This is a genomic window from Streptomyces sp. HSS9-12 (genome assembly GCF_054963655.1).
Genome location: NZ_JBUEGC010000001.1, coordinates 58939 through 76086 on the forward strand (window position 1 = coordinate 58939; position 17148 = coordinate 76086).

General features: G+C 70.4%; 18 protein-coding genes and 1 pseudogene. 10 read left to right on the top strand and 9 right to left on the bottom strand.

The window, feature by feature from the left end:
• Positions 1 to 9: 9 nt before the first annotated feature.
• The 5 genes from ACY34J_RS00335 (at position 10) to ACY34J_RS00355 (ending at position 6830) form a co-directional block, all read left to right on the top strand.
• A complete protein-coding gene (locus ACY34J_RS00335) occupies positions 10 to 1947 on the top strand; it encodes a copper resistance CopC/CopD family protein (protein ID WP_462724222.1) in 1938 nt (645 codons plus the stop codon).
• Positions 1947 to 3173: an iron uptake transporter deferrochelatase/peroxidase subunit gene (efeB, locus tag ACY34J_RS00340; protein WP_462724223.1), complete on the top strand. Its 1227-nt coding sequence runs from the start codon at positions 1947 to 1949 to the stop codon at positions 3171 to 3173. Before ACY34J_RS00335 ends, efeB begins: the two co-directional genes overlap by 1 nt.
• A gap of 78 nt (positions 3174 to 3251) precedes the next feature.
• Positions 3252 to 4178 (top strand): prephenate dehydratase, encoded by a 927-nt coding sequence (gene pheA, locus ACY34J_RS00345; protein ID WP_462724224.1) that lies wholly within the window; start codon positions 3252 to 3254, stop codon positions 4176 to 4178.
• Between the two features lie 565 nt (positions 4179 to 4743).
• A complete protein-coding gene (gene serS / locus ACY34J_RS00350; RefSeq protein WP_462724225.1) occupies positions 4744 to 6021 on the top strand; it encodes a serine--tRNA ligase in 1278 nt (425 codons plus the stop codon).
• On the top strand, positions 6018 to 6830 hold the full coding sequence (locus tag ACY34J_RS00355; RefSeq protein ID WP_462724226.1) for an HAD family hydrolase: 813 nt from the start codon (positions 6018 to 6020) through the stop codon (positions 6828 to 6830). The genes serS and ACY34J_RS00355 overlap by 4 nt, the downstream gene beginning before the upstream one ends.
• 111 nt (positions 6831 to 6941) lie before the next feature.
• Here ACY34J_RS00355 and ACY34J_RS00360 read toward each other — a convergent pair whose 3' ends face one another.
• From ACY34J_RS00360 to ACY34J_RS00375, 4 genes are read right to left on the bottom strand one after another with little or no spacing between them, the layout of a single operon-like run.
• Positions 6942 to 7661 carry an ABC transporter permease subunit gene (locus ACY34J_RS00360; RefSeq protein WP_462724227.1) on the bottom strand — a complete coding sequence of 240 codons (720 nt, stop codon included), beginning with the start codon at positions 7659 to 7661 and terminating at the stop codon, positions 6942 to 6944.
• Between the two features lie 15 nt (positions 7662 to 7676).
• Positions 7677 to 8594 (bottom strand): ABC transporter ATP-binding protein, encoded by a 918-nt coding sequence (locus ACY34J_RS00365; protein WP_462724228.1) that lies wholly within the window; start codon positions 8592 to 8594, stop codon positions 7677 to 7679.
• Positions 8591 to 9508 (bottom strand): ABC transporter permease, encoded by a 918-nt coding sequence (locus ACY34J_RS00370; RefSeq protein WP_462724229.1) that lies wholly within the window; start codon positions 9506 to 9508, stop codon positions 8591 to 8593. Before ACY34J_RS00370 ends, ACY34J_RS00365 begins: the two co-directional genes overlap by 4 nt.
• Positions 9498 to 10460, bottom strand: coding sequence for an ABC transporter ATP-binding protein (locus tag ACY34J_RS00375; RefSeq protein ID WP_462724230.1), 963 nt, complete (start codon positions 10458 to 10460; stop codon positions 9498 to 9500). The genes ACY34J_RS00370 and ACY34J_RS00375 overlap by 11 nt, the downstream gene beginning before the upstream one ends.
• 216 nt (positions 10461 to 10676) lie before the next feature.
• On the opposite strand from ACY34J_RS00375, the pseudogene ACY34J_RS00380 reads away from it, so the two are divergent.
• Positions 10677 to 11001, top strand: a pseudogene (locus tag ACY34J_RS00380) (DUF4230 domain-containing protein); the annotation flags it as partial.
• A gap of 141 nt (positions 11002 to 11142) precedes the next feature.
• Positions 11143 to 11691 (top strand): ferritin-like domain-containing protein, encoded by a 549-nt coding sequence (locus tag ACY34J_RS00385; RefSeq protein WP_462724231.1) that lies wholly within the window; start codon positions 11143 to 11145, stop codon positions 11689 to 11691.
• 49 nt (positions 11692 to 11740) lie between these two features.
• Here the strand turns inward: ACY34J_RS00385 and ACY34J_RS00390 are convergent, their stop codons facing one another.
• Both ACY34J_RS00390 and ACY34J_RS00395 read right to left on the bottom strand, forming a co-directional pair.
• Positions 11741 to 11863 (bottom strand): hypothetical protein, encoded by a 123-nt coding sequence (locus ACY34J_RS00390; RefSeq protein ID WP_462724232.1) that lies wholly within the window; start codon positions 11861 to 11863, stop codon positions 11741 to 11743.
• 32 nt (positions 11864 to 11895) lie between these two features.
• Entirely contained in the window at positions 11896 to 12531 is a 636-nt protein-coding gene (locus tag ACY34J_RS00395; RefSeq protein ID WP_462724364.1) for a TetR family transcriptional regulator, read from the bottom strand.
• Between the two features lie 224 nt (positions 12532 to 12755).
• On the opposite strand from ACY34J_RS00395, the gene ACY34J_RS00400 reads away from it, so the two are divergent.
• Together ACY34J_RS00400 and ACY34J_RS00405 are read left to right on the top strand one after the other, a co-directional pair.
• On the top strand, positions 12756 to 12917 hold the full coding sequence (locus tag ACY34J_RS00400; protein ID WP_462724233.1) for a hypothetical protein: 162 nt from the start codon (positions 12756 to 12758) through the stop codon (positions 12915 to 12917).
• The gene (locus tag ACY34J_RS00405) at positions 12914 to 13204 is read left to right on the top strand and encodes a DUF4190 domain-containing protein (RefSeq protein WP_462724234.1); all 291 of its coding nucleotides are present in this window, start codon (positions 12914 to 12916) and stop codon (positions 13202 to 13204) included. The genes ACY34J_RS00400 and ACY34J_RS00405 overlap by 4 nt, the downstream gene beginning before the upstream one ends.
• A 44-nt stretch (positions 13205 to 13248) precedes the next feature.
• Here the strand turns inward: ACY34J_RS00405 and pspAB are convergent, their stop codons facing one another.
• The 3 genes from pspAB to ACY34J_RS00420 form a co-directional block, all read right to left on the bottom strand.
• The gene (gene pspAB / locus ACY34J_RS00410; RefSeq protein ID WP_462724235.1) at positions 13249 to 13854 is read right to left on the bottom strand and encodes a PspA-associated protein PspAB; all 606 of its coding nucleotides are present in this window, start codon (positions 13852 to 13854) and stop codon (positions 13249 to 13251) included.
• Positions 13855 to 13919: 65 nt separating this feature from the next.
• The gene (gene htpX, locus ACY34J_RS00415) at positions 13920 to 14831 is read right to left on the bottom strand and encodes a zinc metalloprotease HtpX (protein WP_462724236.1); all 912 of its coding nucleotides are present in this window, start codon (positions 14829 to 14831) and stop codon (positions 13920 to 13922) included.
• A gap of 327 nt (positions 14832 to 15158) precedes the next feature.
• A complete protein-coding gene (locus tag ACY34J_RS00420; RefSeq protein WP_462724237.1) occupies positions 15159 to 16070 on the bottom strand; it encodes an LLM class flavin-dependent oxidoreductase in 912 nt (303 codons plus the stop codon).
• A 187-nt stretch (positions 16071 to 16257) separates the two neighbouring features.
• On the opposite strand from ACY34J_RS00420, the gene ACY34J_RS00425 reads away from it, so the two are divergent.
• On the top strand, positions 16258 to 17145 hold the full coding sequence (locus ACY34J_RS00425; RefSeq protein ID WP_462724238.1) for a Cof-type HAD-IIB family hydrolase: 888 nt from the start codon (positions 16258 to 16260) through the stop codon (positions 17143 to 17145).
• The last annotated feature ends 3 nt before the right edge of the window (positions 17146 to 17148 follow it).

The following is a 17148-nucleotide window of genomic DNA, read 5'->3' on the forward strand; positions in this document are numbered from 1 at the left end:
TGAAGGCCCATGCCCGTCGCTGCCCCCTCCTCGATCTCGCGCTCCCCGCGCCCCGCGGCCGTATCGCTGCTGCTCCTGCTGGCAGCGGTACTCGCCGCGGTGCTGGCCGGGGCCACCCCGGCGTCGGCGCACGCCGCACTGACCGGGAGCGACCCGAGACAGGGGGAGGTGCTCGGCAGCGCCCCCAAGACGGTCAGCCTCACCTTCTCCGAAGGCGTCGCGCTGTCCGACGACTCGATCCGGGTGCTGGACCCGCGCGGCAAGAGGGTCGACAGCGGAAAGCTGCGCGATCTGAGCCGCGGCAACCTCGTCAAGTACGGCGTCAACCTGCACTCCGGGCTGCCCGACGGCACCTTCACCGTCGCCTGGAAGGCGGTCTCCGCCGACAGCCACCCCGTCTCGGGGGCGTTCACCTTCTCCATCGGCGCACCGTCCAAGACCACGGCCGTGCTACCGGAACAGCAGGCCGGCGGCGGCCTCGTCGGCGTGCTCTACGGGATCGCACGGTATGTGGCCTACGCCGGCTATGTGCTGCTCATCGGCGGCAGCGCGTTCGTCCTCGTCTGCCGGCCGCGCGCCGCGCCGGTGCGGTCCGTACAGCGACTGGTGGTACAGGGCTGGGCGGCGCTCACCGCGTCCACCATCGTGCTGCTGCTCCTGCGCGGCCCGTACACCGGCTCGGGAAAGCTCGCCGACGCCTTCGACCTCGCCGCACTGCCCGAGGTGCTGAACACCAAGGCGGGTGCGGCACTGGTCTCGCGACTGCTGCTGCTCGCTGCCGCGGCGCTGTTCGTCGCGGTGCTCTTCGGGGCGTATGCCCGCCGTACCGATCCCGAGGAGCGCAACGACCTCACCCTGGGGCTCGCGCTCGGCGGGACCGTGGTGGCGGCGGGGCTGGCCGCGACCTGGGCCCTCGCCGAGCACGCCTCGACCGGCCTGCAGCCGAGCGTCGCCATGCCGGTGGACGTGCTGCATCTGCTGGCGGTGGCGGCCTGGCTGGGCGGACTCGCCGCGCTGCTCATCTCCCTCTACCGGGGGCCCGCGGTCGAGCGGGCGACCGTACGGCGCTTCTCCCGGGTCGCGTTCGGCAGCGTGCTGGTCCTGACCGCGACCGGGGTGTACCAGTCCTGGCGCCAGGTCGGCTCGTGGGACGCCCTGACCTCGACCTCGTACGGCCGGGTGCTGCTCGTCAAGATCGGCCTGGTGGCTGCGCTGGTCGCCATCGCCGCGGTCTCCCGGCGCTGGACGGCGCGGCTGTCGCCGACCGCCGCGGAGGGGGCGGAGGGCGAGCTCACGGCGTCCGAGGAGAAACTCCAGGAGGCCGAGGAGCCGGTGGAGGCACGGAAGGCCGAGGAGCCGGTCACCGTGCCGGCCGATGAGCGCCGCGCCGTCCAACTCGCGCGGCAGAGCGCCGCCATGGCCGCGGCCCGCCGCAAGCGTATCCGCGACGCGGATCTTCATCGGACCGGTCTGCGCCGCTCCGTGCTGGCGGAGACGGCGGTCGCCGTCGTCGTGCTGGCCGTGACCACGGTGCTGACCAGCACCGAGCCGGGTCGTACGGAGGCGGCCGTACGGGCAGCGACCGGCGCCTCCGCGGCCGTCGACCGCCCGGTCTCGGTCCGCGTCCCCTTCGACACCGGTGGCGAGGACGGCAAGGGCACCGCCCAGATCGACCTCGACCCGGCCCGCACCGGCGGCAACAGCCTCCATGTCCGGCTCACCCGGCCGAACGGCAAGGCGCTGGACGCCCCCGAGGTGAAGGTCTCCTTCACCCTCGAGTCCAAGAAGATCGGCCCGATCCCTGCCCTGGTGTCACACGTCGAGACCGGCCACTGGTCTGCGGAGAATGTGCAGCTGACCGTGGCGGGCGAGTGGACGATGTCCTTGACCGTACGGACCTCCGACATCGACCAGGTGACCGAAACCAAGAACGTGAAGATCAGCTGATGACGGACATCCACATCTCCAGGCGGCGACTGCTGGGCACGGTCGGAGCGGCGAGCGCGACAGGGCTCGCGGCGGGCGGTGTGCTGGGCACGGCCGCCGCCCAGGACGGAGGCGGCGGCGCCACCGCGCTGGCCACGGTGGGCTCCACGGCGGTGCCCTTCCACGGCAGACATCAGGCGGGCATCGCCACCCCGATGCAGGCCCGCGGCCATCTCATCGCCTTCGATCTCGCGCCGGGTACGGACCGCAAGGCGGCCGCCGCGCTGCTGCGCCGCTGGTCGAAGACCGCCGAAGAGCTGACGGCGGGCCGGGCGCCGGCCGACGACACGGGTGTCGCGCTCGATGCCGGACCGTGCTCCCTCACCGTCACCTTCGGCTTCGGCCGCACCTTCTTCGACCGTACGGGCCTGCAGAAGCAGCGTCCGGCGGCACTGGAACCGCTGCCCGGCTTCTCCTCGGACGCCCTGGACCCGAAGCGCAGCAACGGCGACCTGTGGATCCAGATCGGCGCCGACGACGCGCTGGTCGCCTTCCACGCGCTGCGCGCCCTGCAGAAGGCGGCGGGCGACGCGGCACGGGTGCGCTGGCAGATGAACGGCTTCAACCGGGCGCCCGGGGCGACCGCGCATCCGATGACAGCGCGCAACCTCATGGGCCAGGTCGACGGCACGCGCAACCCCAAGCCGACGGACAAGGACTTCGACCAGCGAATCTTTGTACCGGCCGGTGGGGAACCGGCCTGGATGGCCCACGGCTCGTACGCGGTCGTGCGCCGTATCCGCATGCTCCTCGACGACTGGGAGAAGCTGCCCCTGGACCGGCAGGAACGGGTCATCGGGCGTCGGAAGGCAGACGGTGCCCCGCTGACGGGCGGCACCGAGTCCACGCCGATGGACCTGGAGAAGACCGACGCCTCGGGAAACCTCGTGATCCCGGCCAATGCGCACGCCCGGATCTCGGCGCCGGAGGCGAACGGCGGAGCGGCGATGCTGCGCCGGCCGTTCTCCTTCCACGACGGCTTCGACGCGGACGGGACGCCGGACGCCGGGCTGCTGTTCATCTGCTGGCAGGCCGATCCGCTCAGGGGCTTCGTGCCGGTGCAGCGCAAGCTGGACCGGGGGGACGCGCTGTCGCCGTTCATCCGGCACGAGGCGAGCGGCCTGTTCGCGGTGCCGGGCGGCTGCGCACCGGGCGAGTACGTGGGCCAGCGGCTGCTCGAAAGCTGACGGCCGTCGAGGGGCGCGGCCGTTCGAGAGGTGAGATCACAAGGCGGCTGGTCGATCCGCGCGACTACTGTGGACCGCATGTCAGTGAGCCGCTATGCGTATCTCGGGCCCGAGGGCACCTTCACCGAAGCCGCTCTGCGTACGCTGCCGGAGGCGGCCACCCGGGAGCTGGTCCCGATGGTGTCCGTGCCGGCCGCGCTGGACGCCGTGCGCAGCGGTGAGGCGGGGGGCGCCTTCGTACCGATCGAGAACTCCGTCGAGGGCGGAGTGCTGGCGACGGTGGACGAGCTGGCCACCGGTGAGCCGCTGATGATCTACCGCGAGGTCCTGCTGCCGATCGCGTTCGCGCTGCTCGTACGGCCGGGGACCACGCTGGACGATGTGAAGACGGTGACCGGGCACCCGGTCGCGCAGCCACAGGTGCGCAAGTGGCTCGCGGCGAACCTGCCCGAGGCCCTGTGGGAATCCGCCGCGTCGAACGCCGACGGGGCCCGGCTGGTGCAGGAGGGGCGCTACGACGCGGCTTTCGCGGGTGAGTTCGCCGCGCCGATCTACGGGCTGCAGCCGCTGTTCACGGACATCCACGACGCGCAGAACGCGGCCACCCGCTTCGTCCTGGTCGGCCGCCCGGCCCGGCCCGCGGCACCGACCGGCGCGGACAAGACCTCCGTGGTCATCTGGCTCGCCGACGACCACCCGGGCGCGCTGCTGGAGCTGCTGCAGGAGTACGCGGCGCGCGGGATCAACCTGATGCGCATCGAGTCGCGGCCCACGGGCGAGGGGATCGGCCGCTACTGCTTCTCGGTGGACTGCGAGGGTCACATCACGGACCGGCGGGTGGGCGAGGCGCTGATGGGGCTCAAGCGGAGCTGCCCGAACGTGCGCTTCCTCGGCTCCTACCCGCGGGCGGACCAGGTCCGGCCGACGCTGCGGCGGGGGATGACGGACGACGAGTTCACGGCCGCCGCGGACTGGCTGACGCGCTGCCTCGACGGGCGTACCTGACATGGGGCGGGCGGGCCCGGCGACCGGTGCCCGATCCTTCTCAGCTGCGGGTGTGGTTATCCACTGAAGTTATCCACAGGCTTGGGTCTCGACCTGAGGATAAGTCGACACACGAAGGGCGCCGCAGTCGACAAATCGCCCTACAGGCCCCAGCTCGGCCCACAGTGCGGCAGGCCACCCTTCGTCACCCCAATTCCGTTGATCAACTCTTTGGAGGGAGGCATTCCCACTCGAATGAGCGTGTGAACGAGGTTTCACAGGGGAATTCATGGGCCAGCACACAGTCCGGCTGAATGATCAATTCCGTCTTCCACAGATCTTCCTCACAGCCTGTGGATAACTTAATGGATCCTGCTCGACCCTGTGGACAACTCCAGCCGCCAACTCCCGCCTCGCCAGGGCGAGTCGGTCACGGCGGACAGTCGGCCTGATGACCATTCCGGCTCATGCGCTCCGTTTTGCTGACGCCCCTTCTCGCTTTTCACTTTCACGGCAAAACGGGCAAATGCCTCCACACAGGAATATCGCGTCGATCGCCAGGCCCCCGCACCGGTAGCCTGGTGGCGTGATTGACCTTCGTCTGCTCCGTGAGGACCCTGACCGTGTCCGCGCGTCCCAGCGCGCCCGTGGAGAGGACGTCGCGCTCGTCGACGCACTCCTCTCCGCCGACGAGCGGCGCAGGTCCTCCAGCGTCCGCTTCGACGAGCTCCGAGCCGAGCAGAAGGCGCTCGGCAAGCTCATCCCCAAGGCCACCGGCGACGAGAAGGCCGAGCTGCTGAAGAAGGCCGGCGAGCTGTCGGCCGCGGTCAAGGCCGCCGACGCCGAGCAGGACGAGGCCGCCGAGGAGACCCAGCGGCTGCTGCTCCAGCTGGGCAACCTGGTGCACCCGGACGTCCCGGTGGGTGGCGAGGACGACTTCACCGTCCTGGAGACCGTCGGCACGATCCGCGACTTCGCGGCCGAGGGCTTCGAGCCGAAGGACCACCTGGAGCTGGGCCAGCTGCTTGGCGCGATCGACGTCGAGCGCGGCGCCAAGGTGTCCGGCTCGCGCTTCTACTACCTGACGGGCATCGGCGCCCTGCTGGAGTTCGCCCTGGTCAACGCGGCCATCGCGCAGGCCACCGCCGCCGGCTTCACCCCGATGCTCACCCCGGCGCTGGTCAAGCCGCGCGCCATGGAGGGCACCGGCTTCCTCGGCCAGGCCGCCGAGAACGTCTACCACCTGGAGAAGGACGACTTCTACCTGGTCGGCACCTCCGAGGTCCCGCTCGCCGCGTACCACATGGACGAGATCATCGAGGCCGACCGGCTGCCGCTGCGCTACGCGGGCTTCTCGCCGTGCTTCCGCCGCGAGGCCGGTACGTACGGCAAAGACACCCGCGGCATCTTCCGCGTCCACCAGTTCGACAAGGTCGAGATGTTCTCCTATGTCATGCCGGAGGACTCCGAGGCCGAGCACCAGCGGCTGCTGGACTGGGAAAAGCAGTGGCTGACCGGCCTGGAGCTGCCCTTCCGGGTGATCGACGTGGCGACGGGTGACCTGGGCGCCTCCGCCTCGCGCAAGTTCGACTGCGAGGCCTGGATCCCGACCCAGGGCAAGTACCGCGAGCTGACCTCCGCCTCGAACTGCACCGAGTTCCAGGCGCGGCGGCTGTCGGTGCGGATGCGCGACGGCAAGCACGTACGGCCGCTGGCCACGCTGAACGGCACCCTGTGCGCCGTCCCGCGAACGATCGTCGCCCTGCTGGAGAACCACCAGCAGCCGGACGGCTCGGTGCGGGTGCCCGAAATGCTGCGTCCGTACCTGGGTGGCAGGGAGCTGCTGGAGCCCACCGCCCAGTGAGCTCCGCCTTCCCCTACCGGCTCATCGCGACCGACCTGGACGGCACGCTGCTGCGCGCCGACGACACGGTCTCGCAACGCTCGCGCGAAGCGCTCGCCGCGGCCACCGCGGCGGGCGCGGCGCACATCATCGTCACGGGGCGCTCGGTGCCCTGGGCGCGCCCCATCCTCGACGACCTCGGCTACCGGGGCCTCGCGGTATGCGGGCAGGGCGGACAGGTCTACCACGCGGGCGAGCACCGGCTGCTGACGTCCGTGACGTTCGACCGGCAGCTCGCCGGGATCGCCCTGGCCAAGATCGAGGCCGAGGTAGGACCGCTGGCGCTGGCGGCGAGCCGCGACGGTCTGGAGGCCGAGGTGGTGGTCGGTCCGGGCTACCGCGTAAAGGACGGGCCCCTGCCCGTCGTCCGCGTCGAGGACCCCGCCACGCTGTTGTCGGCGCCGATCAACAAGCTCTACATCCAGCACCCGGAGATGGACGACGATGCGCTGGCGCAGGTCGCGCAGACGCTGGTGGGTGACCTGGTGGGAGTCACCATGGCCGGCCAGGGGATCGTCGAGCTGCTGCCGCTGGGTCTGACCAAGGCCACGGGTCTGTCGCTGGCGGCCCGGCGGCTGGGGATGACGGCCGCCGACACGATCGCCTTCGGCGACATGCCCAATGACGTACCGATGTTCGCCTGGGCCGGGTACGGCGTCGCCATGGCCAATGCGCATGACGAGCTGAAGTCCATCGCCGACGAGGTGACCGCGTCCAACGACGAGGACGGCATCGCGCTCGTCCTCGAACGGCTCCTCGGCTCCCGCTGAGCGCAGCCCCATAGTGGCGACGGGAATCGACGGGAATCAGGGGGTGTGCACCGTGCGGTGCACACCCCCTGATTCACATGTACGCCCGTGCAGTTGGTGCGGGGTGCCCCCTCACTCCTCCCCGGCGAGGGTGAGCGCGCGCAGCTTCTGGCCCGCGTACCAGGTGGCGCCGGCTGTGACCACGGCCAGCAGCACCACCGCGAGCGGCAGCTTGACGTCGGAGGTGACCAGGTCGCCCCCGGCAACCTTCTGCGCGAGGGCCAGCGACCACTGCTGCACGCTCAGGGTCCGCGCGCCCGCGACCAGGCTGCCGAAGAGCGTCTCCCACACCAGGGCGTAGACCAGGCCGAAGACCACCGCGTGCCGGGTCAGCGTGCCCAGCAGCAGGAACAGCGCGCTGTACGCGACCGACGCCGCCGTCGCCGCGACCGTGTACGCGAGGGCGATCTGCTGGCTGTTGCCGTTGAGGATGTAGCCCGCGAGCAGCGTGGGCAGCGCCGAGAAGGTGACCGCGACCCCGATGGCGACGATCAGCTTGGTGACGACGATGGTCGGCCGCTTCACGGGCTTGGCCAGCAGATAGACGATCGAGCCGTCGTCGATCTCGGGTCCGATCGCGCCCGTACCGGCGATCACGCCGATCAGCGGCACCATCGTCGCCAGCGCGAAGCCGCCCAGCACATTGGCCGCGGTCTGGTCGTCGGCGCCGCTGAGCGTCCGCACCAGCACCGAGATGATCAGCAGCAGAGCGGGCAGGGCGAAGAGGATCAGCGCCCGGCGGCGGCCGAGCAGGGCCCGGTAGGTGAGCCGGGCGACCGTGGGGTTGTACATCGCTGATGGGCTCCTTCAGGCGGCGACGAGATACGAGAAGACGCTCTCCAGGGACTCGTCGGAGGGCGAGACCGTGAGGAGCCGGATGCCGTGCTCGCGGGCGACCCGCGGCAGCAGTTCGGTGAAGCGCGGGAAGTCGACCGCCTGGATGTGCAGCGCCCGCTCCCGCACATCGACCTCGATACCGGCCGTCGACGGGTCGGCGATCAGCGCGGCGGCGAGCGCCCGGTCGTCGCTGGAGCGTACGAGGTAGCGATGCGGCCGGTCGGTCATCAGACGGCGGATCCTGCGGAAGTCACCGGACGCCGCGTGCCGCCCCGCCACGATCACCTCGATATGGCTGGCGAGCTGCTCGACCTCCTCCAGGATGTGGGAGGAGAACAGAACCGTACGGCCCTCAGCGCCCATCCGCCGCAGCAGGTCCATCAGCTGCATGCGCTGTCGCGGGTCCATACCGTTGAAGGGCTCGTCCAGCAGCAGCACGGACGGGTCGTGGACCAGCGCGGAAGCCATCTTCACGCGCTGCCGCATGCCCTTGCTGTACGTGGCGATCTTGCGGCCTTCGGCGTACTCCATTTCCACCGTGGCCAGCGCCTTGCGGGCCGCGGCGCCGGGCTTGGCCAGACCGTGCAACTCGGCGTTCGCCAGGACGAACTCATGGCCCGTCAGGAAGTCGTACATCGCCTCCCGCTCGGGCACGATGCCGATGTGCCGGTACACCTGCTCGTTGCGCCACACCTGCGCTCCGTCGAGAGTGACGGTCCCCGTGGAGGGGGCCAGGAAGCCGCCCATCATGTTGATGAGCGTGGACTTTCCGGCTCCGTTGGGGCCCAGCAGCCCGGTGACGCCGGGGCCGATGGTCATGGTGATGTCATTGACGGCGACGACGTTCCCGAACCAGCGGGAGACATGGTCGATGTTCAGGGTTGTCACAGCCCGACCTTTCGGTAGCGGCGCATCAGCAGGGCGTACGAGCCGGCGATCAAGCCGAGTACGACGGCCAGATAGCCGACCCCGGCGACGGCGCCCGGCGGGCCGTAGTGGCCGGGAAAGCTGGACGTCGCGCCGAGGAACTTCGTCTGCACGCCGTCGATGAGGGTGATCGGCGAGAACAGGCCGAGCCAGCCGACCGCGTCGGCGTTCCCCTGCGCGAAGGCGATGGCCTGGACGGTGCTCACCGCGCCGTACGAGAGCGTCAGCACGGCGATCACGGCGGCGACACCGAAGCCGCGGCGCGGGGTGAGTGCGGCGACGACCAGGCCGATACCGGCGAAGAGAACCGACAGCAGAGCCACGGACACCACCCCCTGCGCGAATCCCTTCGTCTGGTCCGCGAAGTCGAGTTTGGCGAGCAGCGCGCCGGCGTACAGGATGACCAGCGGCGTGGCGGTGAGGATGAACAGGGCCGACGCCATCGCCACGAACTTCGACGTCACATAGTCGACGCGTTCGATCGGTCGGGAGAAGTACAGCGGCACGGTCCGGAAGCGCAGATCACGGGAGACGGCCTGCGGGGCCTGGGACGCCAGATAGAGGCCGATGACCGCCTGGAGGAAGATCGCGTAGCGCGTGTACTCCACCGGCAGTTCCTTCGCCTTGGTGGCGACGGCGACCGCGACCATGATCCCGGCGGGCAGGCACATCACCGCGAACAGCAGCATCGGCAGCACCTTGGACTTCGCCGAGCGGCCCAGTCCGTACGCGCCGCGCAGACTCTGTGAGAACAGCGAGCGGCGGGCGTAGGCGCGGCCCAGGCGAGGGCCGTCGTACGTGCGGTAGCCGATGTTGTGGATACGGGTCGCGTCGGTCGGCTCGTGCGCCGCCGTCGCGGTGGTCTCAGGCAGCATCCTGGCCTCCTCCGTGCTGCGCCTTTGTACTGAAGACCTCGGCGATCTGGTGACGGCCCTGCTCCATACGCACCAGCCCGAGGCCGAGTTCGGCGACGGTGTCGCGGACCGTGTCGTACGTGCTCTCGCCATGGACGTCCAGCAGCAGCACCCGGCCCGCGCCGGGCGCGCGCCCCCCGGCGTGCACCTCGATGCCGGCCGCCGTGAGCGCTGCGCGCAGGGCCGCCGTGCCGTCCGGGTGCCGGTCGGTGTCGGTGACCTCGACCGCGAGGGTCGCCGTGCTCTGGGTGAAGTCGCTGGTGGAGCTGGACCGCAGCAACGTGCCGCCGTCGATGATGACGACGTGGTCGCAGGTGCGCTCCAGCTCGCCGAGCAGATGTGAGGTGACCAGGACCGAGATGCCGAAGTCTGTGTGGACACGGCGGATCAGGCCCAGCATCTCGTCCCGGCCGACGGGGTCCAGACCGTTGGTCGGCTCGTCGAGAAAGACCAGCTGCGGGTCGTGGACCAGCGCCTGAGCGAGCTTGACGCGCTGCTTCATGCCGGTCGAATAGCCTCCGATGGGGCGGTAGCGCTCCTCGTACAGGCCCACATGGCGCAGGGTGTCGGCCGTGCGCTCGCGGGCGGCGGTCGGCGGCAGGCCGGACATCCGCGCCATATGGACGACGAACTCGGTCGCCGAGACGTCCGGCGGCAGGCAGTCGTGCTCGGGCATATAGCCGACGCGCTCACGGATCTGGCCGCCCTGGGTGGCGACATCCAGTCCCAGTACGGCGGCGCGTCCCTCGGTGGCGGGGGACAGCCCGAGCAGGATCTTGATCAGGGTGGACTTGCCGGCTCCGTTGGCGCCCACCAGGCCGGTAACGCCGGGGGCGATGTCGACGGAGAGCCGGTCGAGCGCGGTCACCCGCGGGTACCGCTTGCTGAGGCTTTCGGTGGCGATCACAGTCACGTTGTCGACGGTAGTGGCGCGGGACACAGGAGGGCGTCAGACCTGGTGGCTGGATCTGCCTACGACTCCAGGCGGACGGCCCCGTAGGGGGCTCCGCCCGGAGCAGGCCACATATGGGGTGCGAACGCCCGTCACAGCGGCTCCTGATCGCTATGACCGGCGTATCGATCAGGGCCGGCCCAGGTCCTCGCCGGTGCCGGCCGGCTCGCCTCGTAGGACCTCGGCGGCCTCGGCGAGGACGCCGTGACCGTCACGGACGACCGCAAGGGCGTGGTGGTACGAGTGCCGCATGCCTGGAGAAGCCCTCGCTGGATCCCGACCGGTCCTATGCCGTCACCAAGGAGCGAGGGCTCCTCGACCGGCTCGGGGAGGTGTTCTCGGACAACCCGGTTACGAGCGCGAGGTGCACCGGCTCGCCGTGCGGCACATCGCGAAGGCCGGGAAGGAGAGCGATCTGTCCGCCCGGGCGGAGAAGAACACCCGGGCCATGCTGGAGAGCCTGCTCCGGTCGCTGGGGTTCGAGCGGATCACCGTGAAGTTCACCGGAGGCGGCAAAGCCCGGCAGGGCTGCCGGGACGATACGGCCGCCCGGCTGAACCGCGGGGCCAGGTGCGTGCGAACCGGACACTTCGGGTAACGGCACACGGCGATTACCGGCTACGGAGAAAGGCGGTTCTACGACATGGCAGAGTTCCTCACGGACATCCAGACCATCAGGGAGCGGGCCCGGAGCCAAATCGAAAAGGGGCCGGTGACCGACGCGTACGGCGCCGATCTGAACCGGGTGATCCTGGTGCTCAACGAGGCTCTGGCCACCGAGATCGTGTGCATCCTCCGCTACAAGCGGCACTACTACACCGCCAGCGGCCTGTACTCCGAGCCGGTCGCCGCCGAATTCCTCCAGCACTCCCAGGAGGAGCAGGCACACGCCGACATGCTGGCGGAGCGCATCGTCCAGCTGGGGGGCGAACCGGATTTCAACCCGGACACCCTCACCAGCCGGGCACACTCCGAGTACGACGCCAGCGGGGACCTGATCGAAATGATCAAGGAGGACCTGGTGGCGGAGCGCGTCGCGATCGCGGCCTACACCGAGATCGCCCAGTGGATCGGCGACGGTGATCCGACCACACGGCGGATCTTCGAGCAGATCCTGGCGCAGGAGGAAGAGCACGCGGACGACATGCGGACGCTCCTGGAGAGGATTCCGCACGACCAGCCCGGCATCTGAACCGGCCGGCGTGGTCCGCGCCGCGAAGCCACCGCCGGACCGGCTGACGTCACTCGTCCGCGGCGTCCATCGCGCGTACGGTCACTCGGCTGGATCCGGCACTCGGCCGGTCCGCCGCCGCGTGTGCGGCTTGCCCGAGCGCCGTCCGCTCCCGCCGCGCCGTCTGATCCACGCCGCCGCCGTCCCCGGCTGACGCTCCCCGGCTCAGCCGCTGGAACGCGGTGTCTTCACAAAGTGGCGGCGGCCCAGGTTGATCAGGCGCAGTTGGCTGCGTGCCGTGCGCAGGATCGACTCCTCGTCGCGCCCTGTGCCGTGGATGGCCTCCTGCAGGGCTGAGGCGGTGTTCATCATGTGGTCGACATAGAGTTCGGCCAGCATCCGCAGGTCTGTCGGGCTCCACCCGGCGGCGACGGCTGTCTCCGCTTCCAGGCCCTCCGCCACCTCCCGCGCGAAGCGGTCGAGTTCGGCGGCGATGGCCGTACGTACGGCTCGTACGCCCCCGTACCGCTCACGTGCCATGAAGCGGATGTGGGCCGGGGAATCGCGGACGAGTTGGGCGATCAGGTCGACCGCGCGGTCGATCCGCTCCTCGGGGTCGTGCTGTTCGGCGAGGATCTCGCGGACCGGCGGGTGCAGTCTGCCGAGTGACTCCTCGACGAGGGCGACACCCAGGTCGCTCATGTCCCGGAAGTGCCGGTAGAAGGCCGCCGGCGAGATGCCCGCGGCGCGGGTCACCTCGCGCAGGCCGAGGCTGCTGAGGTTCTGGTCCTCCAGCAGTCGCAACGCGGCGGCGAGCAGCGCTTCGCGGGTCTTCTCCTTCTGCGCCTGGCGGTCGGTCACGCGGTCTTCAGCGGTGCGGCTCTTGCGCTGCTCGGCCTGCTGGCCGGCCCGGTTGGCTGCCTGTTTCTTGGCCTGGCGGACGGCCTTGCGGGTGTGACTCACCTCATTGAGTAAACAAGCGTTCTCCGAGACGCGCCAGTGTTACGCTCAGTGAGTAAACAGTTGTCATCACAGTTGTTCACTCAAAGGTCGATCACTCAACCTCTCACCACGAAGGAACTCAGATGATCTTCCTGGTGGCCGCCCTACTCCTGCTGGGCACCATGCTCGGCGTGGCGGCACACACCCCCCTACCGGTCACCCTCGCCGCAGCGGCTGCCATCGGCGCCTGGCTGCTGGGGTTCGCCCTCCGAGAGCGCATGCGCGGCAAGGGGGGCGCCCGATGAGCGCCGCCGCTCAGCCGCACCCTGCGCAGCCGCGGTCCCGCGCCGACGTCCTGCGTGACGCCGACGGAATGGCCGTCGCCTCGTTCATCCTCGGCCTGGTCGGGCTGTTGGTCTTCAACCTCCTGCTCGGGCCGTGCGCCCTCGTGCTCGGCGGCCTCGCACTGGGCCGCGGCACCGGCCGCCGGGGCCGGGCCCTGCTGGGTATGGGGCTCGGCGCCGCCGACCTCATCCTGCTCGCCGCCGTCGTCACTGCGAACGGCACCGTCTCCTGGAGCCTCACCGGCTGACAACAGGCTGAGACGGACCACTGGTCAGGCGCCTGGGCTGCTGCTCAGGCGCCTGTGCCACTCAGGCCCGGCGCACCCCATACCGGGAACCAGCGGGAGAGGTCCTGCTCGATCCGCAGGTCGTTCGCGAGCAGCGCCCGTGCCTGCAGCTCCAGCGCGTTGTCGCGCCTCTCCACACCGCCCGGAAGCGGTGCGAAGGGATAGAAGGTGCCGCGCTTGTAGAGGTAGACGAGCGCGAGGTGACGCTGCGGGTCCTGCATATCGCGGAAGCCCACCAGGGAGCACAGCAGCTGCGGGCCGAATCCGGCGTCCTGCAGGCCCGTATTCACGGCGTGCAGGTCGTTGACCAGCGCGCCCACGTCGTTCGCCGGGTGCTGGGCGAGCAGCCAGGTGTACCCGTACGCGTCCCGGCTGAACTGAACGGGTATGCCGCCCCGCGTCGTGTCCGCGTCGAGCAGGTCCTGTACGTCCTTCTGCAGCTGCGCGAAGGCGCCCCCCTCGACGGTGGCGAAGCAGACCGAGCCGAGGCCCGTCGGAGTGAAGCCGGCGCCCGCCTCGAGGGTGATCGCGGCGGAGGGCAGGCCGAAGAGCTGGTCGAGGTTGGGGCGGACCGGCTTGCTGCGGCCGAGAATGACGTCCAGAAAACCCATGCGCACCAGCCTTTCTGTGTCGTCGGCCCGGGCTGCCTCAGGCCCCGGGCGTAACTACCGGGACTTCAGCCCCGGGCACCCAGCCGGGCGGCGATCCGGGCGAGCTGGTCCAGCCGCTGCTCCAGCGGCGGGTGGGTGGACAGCAGCCGGGTCAGGCTCTCCTTGGAGGAGAACGCGGGCGCGAAGTAGAAGGCGTTGAACGGCTCCGCCTTCCGCAGGTCGCGTGTCGGGATCCTCGCCATCTGGCCGGTGACCTTGGTCAGGGCGGAGGCGAGAGCCGAGGGACGCATGGTCAGGAACGCTGCCGCGCGGTCCGCGGACAGCTCGCGGTAGCGGGAGAGCAGACGGGTCAGCAGGAAGCTGATCACGTAGACGACCCCGCTGATGAGCGGCACCAGGAGCAGGGCGATCCCGACGCCGCCGTCGCGGTCATTGCCGCGCATGAGGCCGCCCCAGAGGACAATGCGGGTGATCAGGCCCGCGAGCACGCCGAGGAACGAGGCGATGGTCATGACGGCGACGTCACGGTGCGCGACGTGCGACAGCTCGTGGGCGAGCACGCCCTCCAGCTCCTGCGGCTCCAGCCGGCGCAGCAGGCCTGTGGTGGCGCAGACGAGGGAGGTGCGCTGGCTGCGGCCGGTGGCGAACGCGTTCGGCACGTCGGTTTCGGCGATGGCGACACGGGGTTTGGGCATGTCGGCCAGGGCGCAGACGCGGTCGACGGCGCCGTGGAGTTCGGGCGCCTGCTGCGGGGTGACCTCGCGGGCGCCCATGCTGAAGGCGGCGATCCGGTCGCTGAACCAGAACTGCGCGATGAACAGGCCGCCCGCGAGCAGCACTATCAAGCCCCAGGAGCCCCTCAGGAGCACCAGCAGGACGCCGACCAGGACGACGTAGAGCAGTCCGATCAGGAACATGGTCGTCACCATGCGGGCGGTCAGTCCCCGGTCAGGGGCGAATCGAGTCCGAGATCCCATGACTCCTCCCAAGCGGCTCTCCAGGGCCTTCTGCCCGTCCCCGGATCGCGCTGCGGTGTCATCCCTCTCCCTCTCGATTCTGCTCCTTCACGGCGTCTTCGGCCCGGGCGACGTGGGGGCCGGGTTGTGTCTTCCAGACGGCAGTGATCGCCGAGGTGCGGGCGGCGGCGCCGGTGTGGCTGATTCCGTACCTGTCCTCGATCGTGCGCAGCAGGTTGTCGTGGCTGTACGGGGCGGCGGGGGAGCGCCGTCAACCTGGGAGTGGAGGACGATGCTCCGGTGGCTTGTCCGTGCGCCCTCACCTCACCCTCTGTGCTGCGGGAGGCTTCAGCGGAGCTGGGCCAGGCCCTCCGTCGCGATCCGCTCGAAGACCTTCTCGTCCGCGGCGAACATCGTGTCCGCGATGGGCCAGTGCAGCACGATCTCCCTGAAGCCGAGCTCGGCGTGGGCCCCGGCGAAGTCGACGAACGCATCGAAGGAGTCCAGGGGGCGGTCGGGCGTGAAGCCCGTGAGCAGGATCTTGTCCAGCTCGGTGGGGTCGCGGTCGATGTCGGCGCAGGCCACGGACAGGTGGTCGATCTGCCGGCCGATGGCGGCCAGCGACTCGGCGGGGGTGCCGCCGGAGTTCGAGACCTTCGGGTCGCCGGTGGTCACCCAGGCCTGCCCGTACCGGGCCGCGAGCTGGAGCCCGCGCGGTCCGGTCGCCGCGATCGCGAAAGGGATCCGGGGGGCCTGCAGGCAGCCGGGGATGTTGCGGGCCTCGTGCGCTGAGTAGAACCGGCCGTGGTAGGTGACCTCGTCCTCGCGCAGCAGCCGGTCGAGGAGCGGTACGAACTCCGCGAAGCGGTCCGCGCGCTCCCGGGAACTCCACGGCTCCTGGCCGAGGGCGGTGGCGTCGAAGCCGATGCCACCGGCGCCTATGCCGAGCGTCAGGCGGCCGGCGCTGATGTCGTCGAGCGAGATCAGCTCCTTGGCGAGGGGGACGGGGTGGCGGAAGTTCGGGGAGGTGACGAGCGTGCCCAGCCTCAGCCTCCGGGTGACGGTCGCGGCGGCGGTCAGGGTCGGCAGGGCGCCGAACCACGGGCCGTCGCGAAACGGGGGGCGCCAGGAGAGGTGGTCATAGGTGTACGCGGCATGGAAGCCCAGCTCCTCGGCCCGCTGCCACACCTCCCGGCCGCGCTCGTGCCAGCGTCGAATGGGGAGGATCACGGTGCTCAGTCGCAGAGAAGAAGAGACCATGTCCTGAGCCTAAGCGGCTCCGCCGAGGGACGCCGACCCAGTTCCCTGCCCTGCGGCCTGCCCCACTGCCGGCCGGCCCGGCGGGGGGCTGTTCCGAGTTCGTGGGGCCGGGCGCCGGTACCGCCCGTCACGCTCGTGTGCGCACCCTGTCGCACTGCTGTGCGCACATATACGGGAAGATGAAGGGGTGAATTCAGCTACCGGGCGGCCCGAGCCGCAGACGCCGGAATCCGCCCGCTCGGTCCGCACCGCTCAGCGGCCCGTACGGCTGATCGCCACCGACCTCGACGGCACTCTCCTCAGGGACGACAAGTCGGTCTCGGACCGTACGGTCGCCGCCCTGGCCGACGCCGAGAAGGCCGGCATCGAGGTGTTCTTCGTCACCGGACGCCCGGCCCGCTGGATGGATGTCGTCAGCGACCACGTCCACGGCCACGGCCTGGCCATCTGCGCCAACGGCGCGGCCGTCGTCGATCTGCACCGGGACGGCCTGATCCTCGAGGTGCGGCCGCTGGCGCGGCCCGACGCGCTGACGGTCGTTCATGCGCTGCGCGCCGTCGCGCCCGACACCTCCTTCGCCGTCGAGCTGACCGGCGGCATCCACTACGAGCCCGACTACCCGCCCTTCCACCTCGACGCGGGGGCCACCGTCGCCGCCGCCGAGAAGCTCCTCTCCGAGGAGTGGGAGGGCTCCGGCCAGCCCGTGCTCAAGCTGCTCGCGCACCACCCCAAGCTGGCCCCGGACGACTTCCTCGCCCTGGCCCGTACGGCGGCCGGCGAACACGCCTCGTTCACCCGTTCCAGCCCCACCGCCCTGCTGGAGATCAGCGGGTTCGGTGTCAGCAAGGCCTCCACCCTGGCGCACTGCTGTGCCGAGCGCGGCATCGCGCCGGAGGAGGTGGTGGCCTTCGGCGACATGCCCAACGACGTCGAGATGCTGACCTGGGCCGGTACCTCCTACGCCATGGCCAACGCGCACCCGGACGTGCTGGCCGCGACCTCGGGCCGTACGGTCGCGAACAACGAGGACGGCGTCGCGGTCGTCATCGAGCAGATCCTGGCGCAGCAGCGATAGCCA

Coding starts and splice junctions, on each gene's coding strand:
- ACY34J_RS00335 (WP_462724222.1), top strand. CDS start 10: ATGCCCGTCGCTGCCCCCTCCTCGATCTCGCGCTCCCCGCGCCCCGCG.
- pheA (WP_462724224.1), top strand. CDS start 3,252: ATGTCAGTGAGCCGCTATGCGTATCTCGGGCCCGAGGGCACCTTCACC.
- ACY34J_RS00420 (WP_462724237.1), bottom strand. CDS start 16,070: ATGGTCTCTTCTTCTCTGCGACTGAGCACCGTGATCCTCCCCATTCGA.
- ACY34J_RS00400 (WP_462724233.1), top strand. CDS start 12,756: ATGATCTTCCTGGTGGCCGCCCTACTCCTGCTGGGCACCATGCTCGGC.
- ACY34J_RS00385 (WP_462724231.1), top strand. CDS start 11,143: ATGGCAGAGTTCCTCACGGACATCCAGACCATCAGGGAGCGGGCCCGG.
- ACY34J_RS00405 (WP_462724234.1), top strand. CDS start 12,914: ATGAGCGCCGCCGCTCAGCCGCACCCTGCGCAGCCGCGGTCCCGCGCC.
- pspAB (WP_462724235.1), bottom strand. CDS start 13,854: ATGGGTTTTCTGGACGTCATTCTCGGCCGCAGCAAGCCGGTCCGCCCC.
- htpX (WP_462724236.1), bottom strand. CDS start 14,831: ATGGGATCTCGGACTCGATTCGCCCCTGACCGGGGACTGACCGCCCGC.
- ACY34J_RS00360 (WP_462724227.1), bottom strand. CDS start 7,661: ATGTACAACCCCACGGTCGCCCGGCTCACCTACCGGGCCCTGCTCGGC.
- efeB (WP_462724223.1), top strand. CDS start 1,947: ATGACGGACATCCACATCTCCAGGCGGCGACTGCTGGGCACGGTCGGA.
- ACY34J_RS00370 (WP_462724229.1), bottom strand. CDS start 9,508: ATGCTGCCTGAGACCACCGCGACGGCGGCGCACGAGCCGACCGACGCG.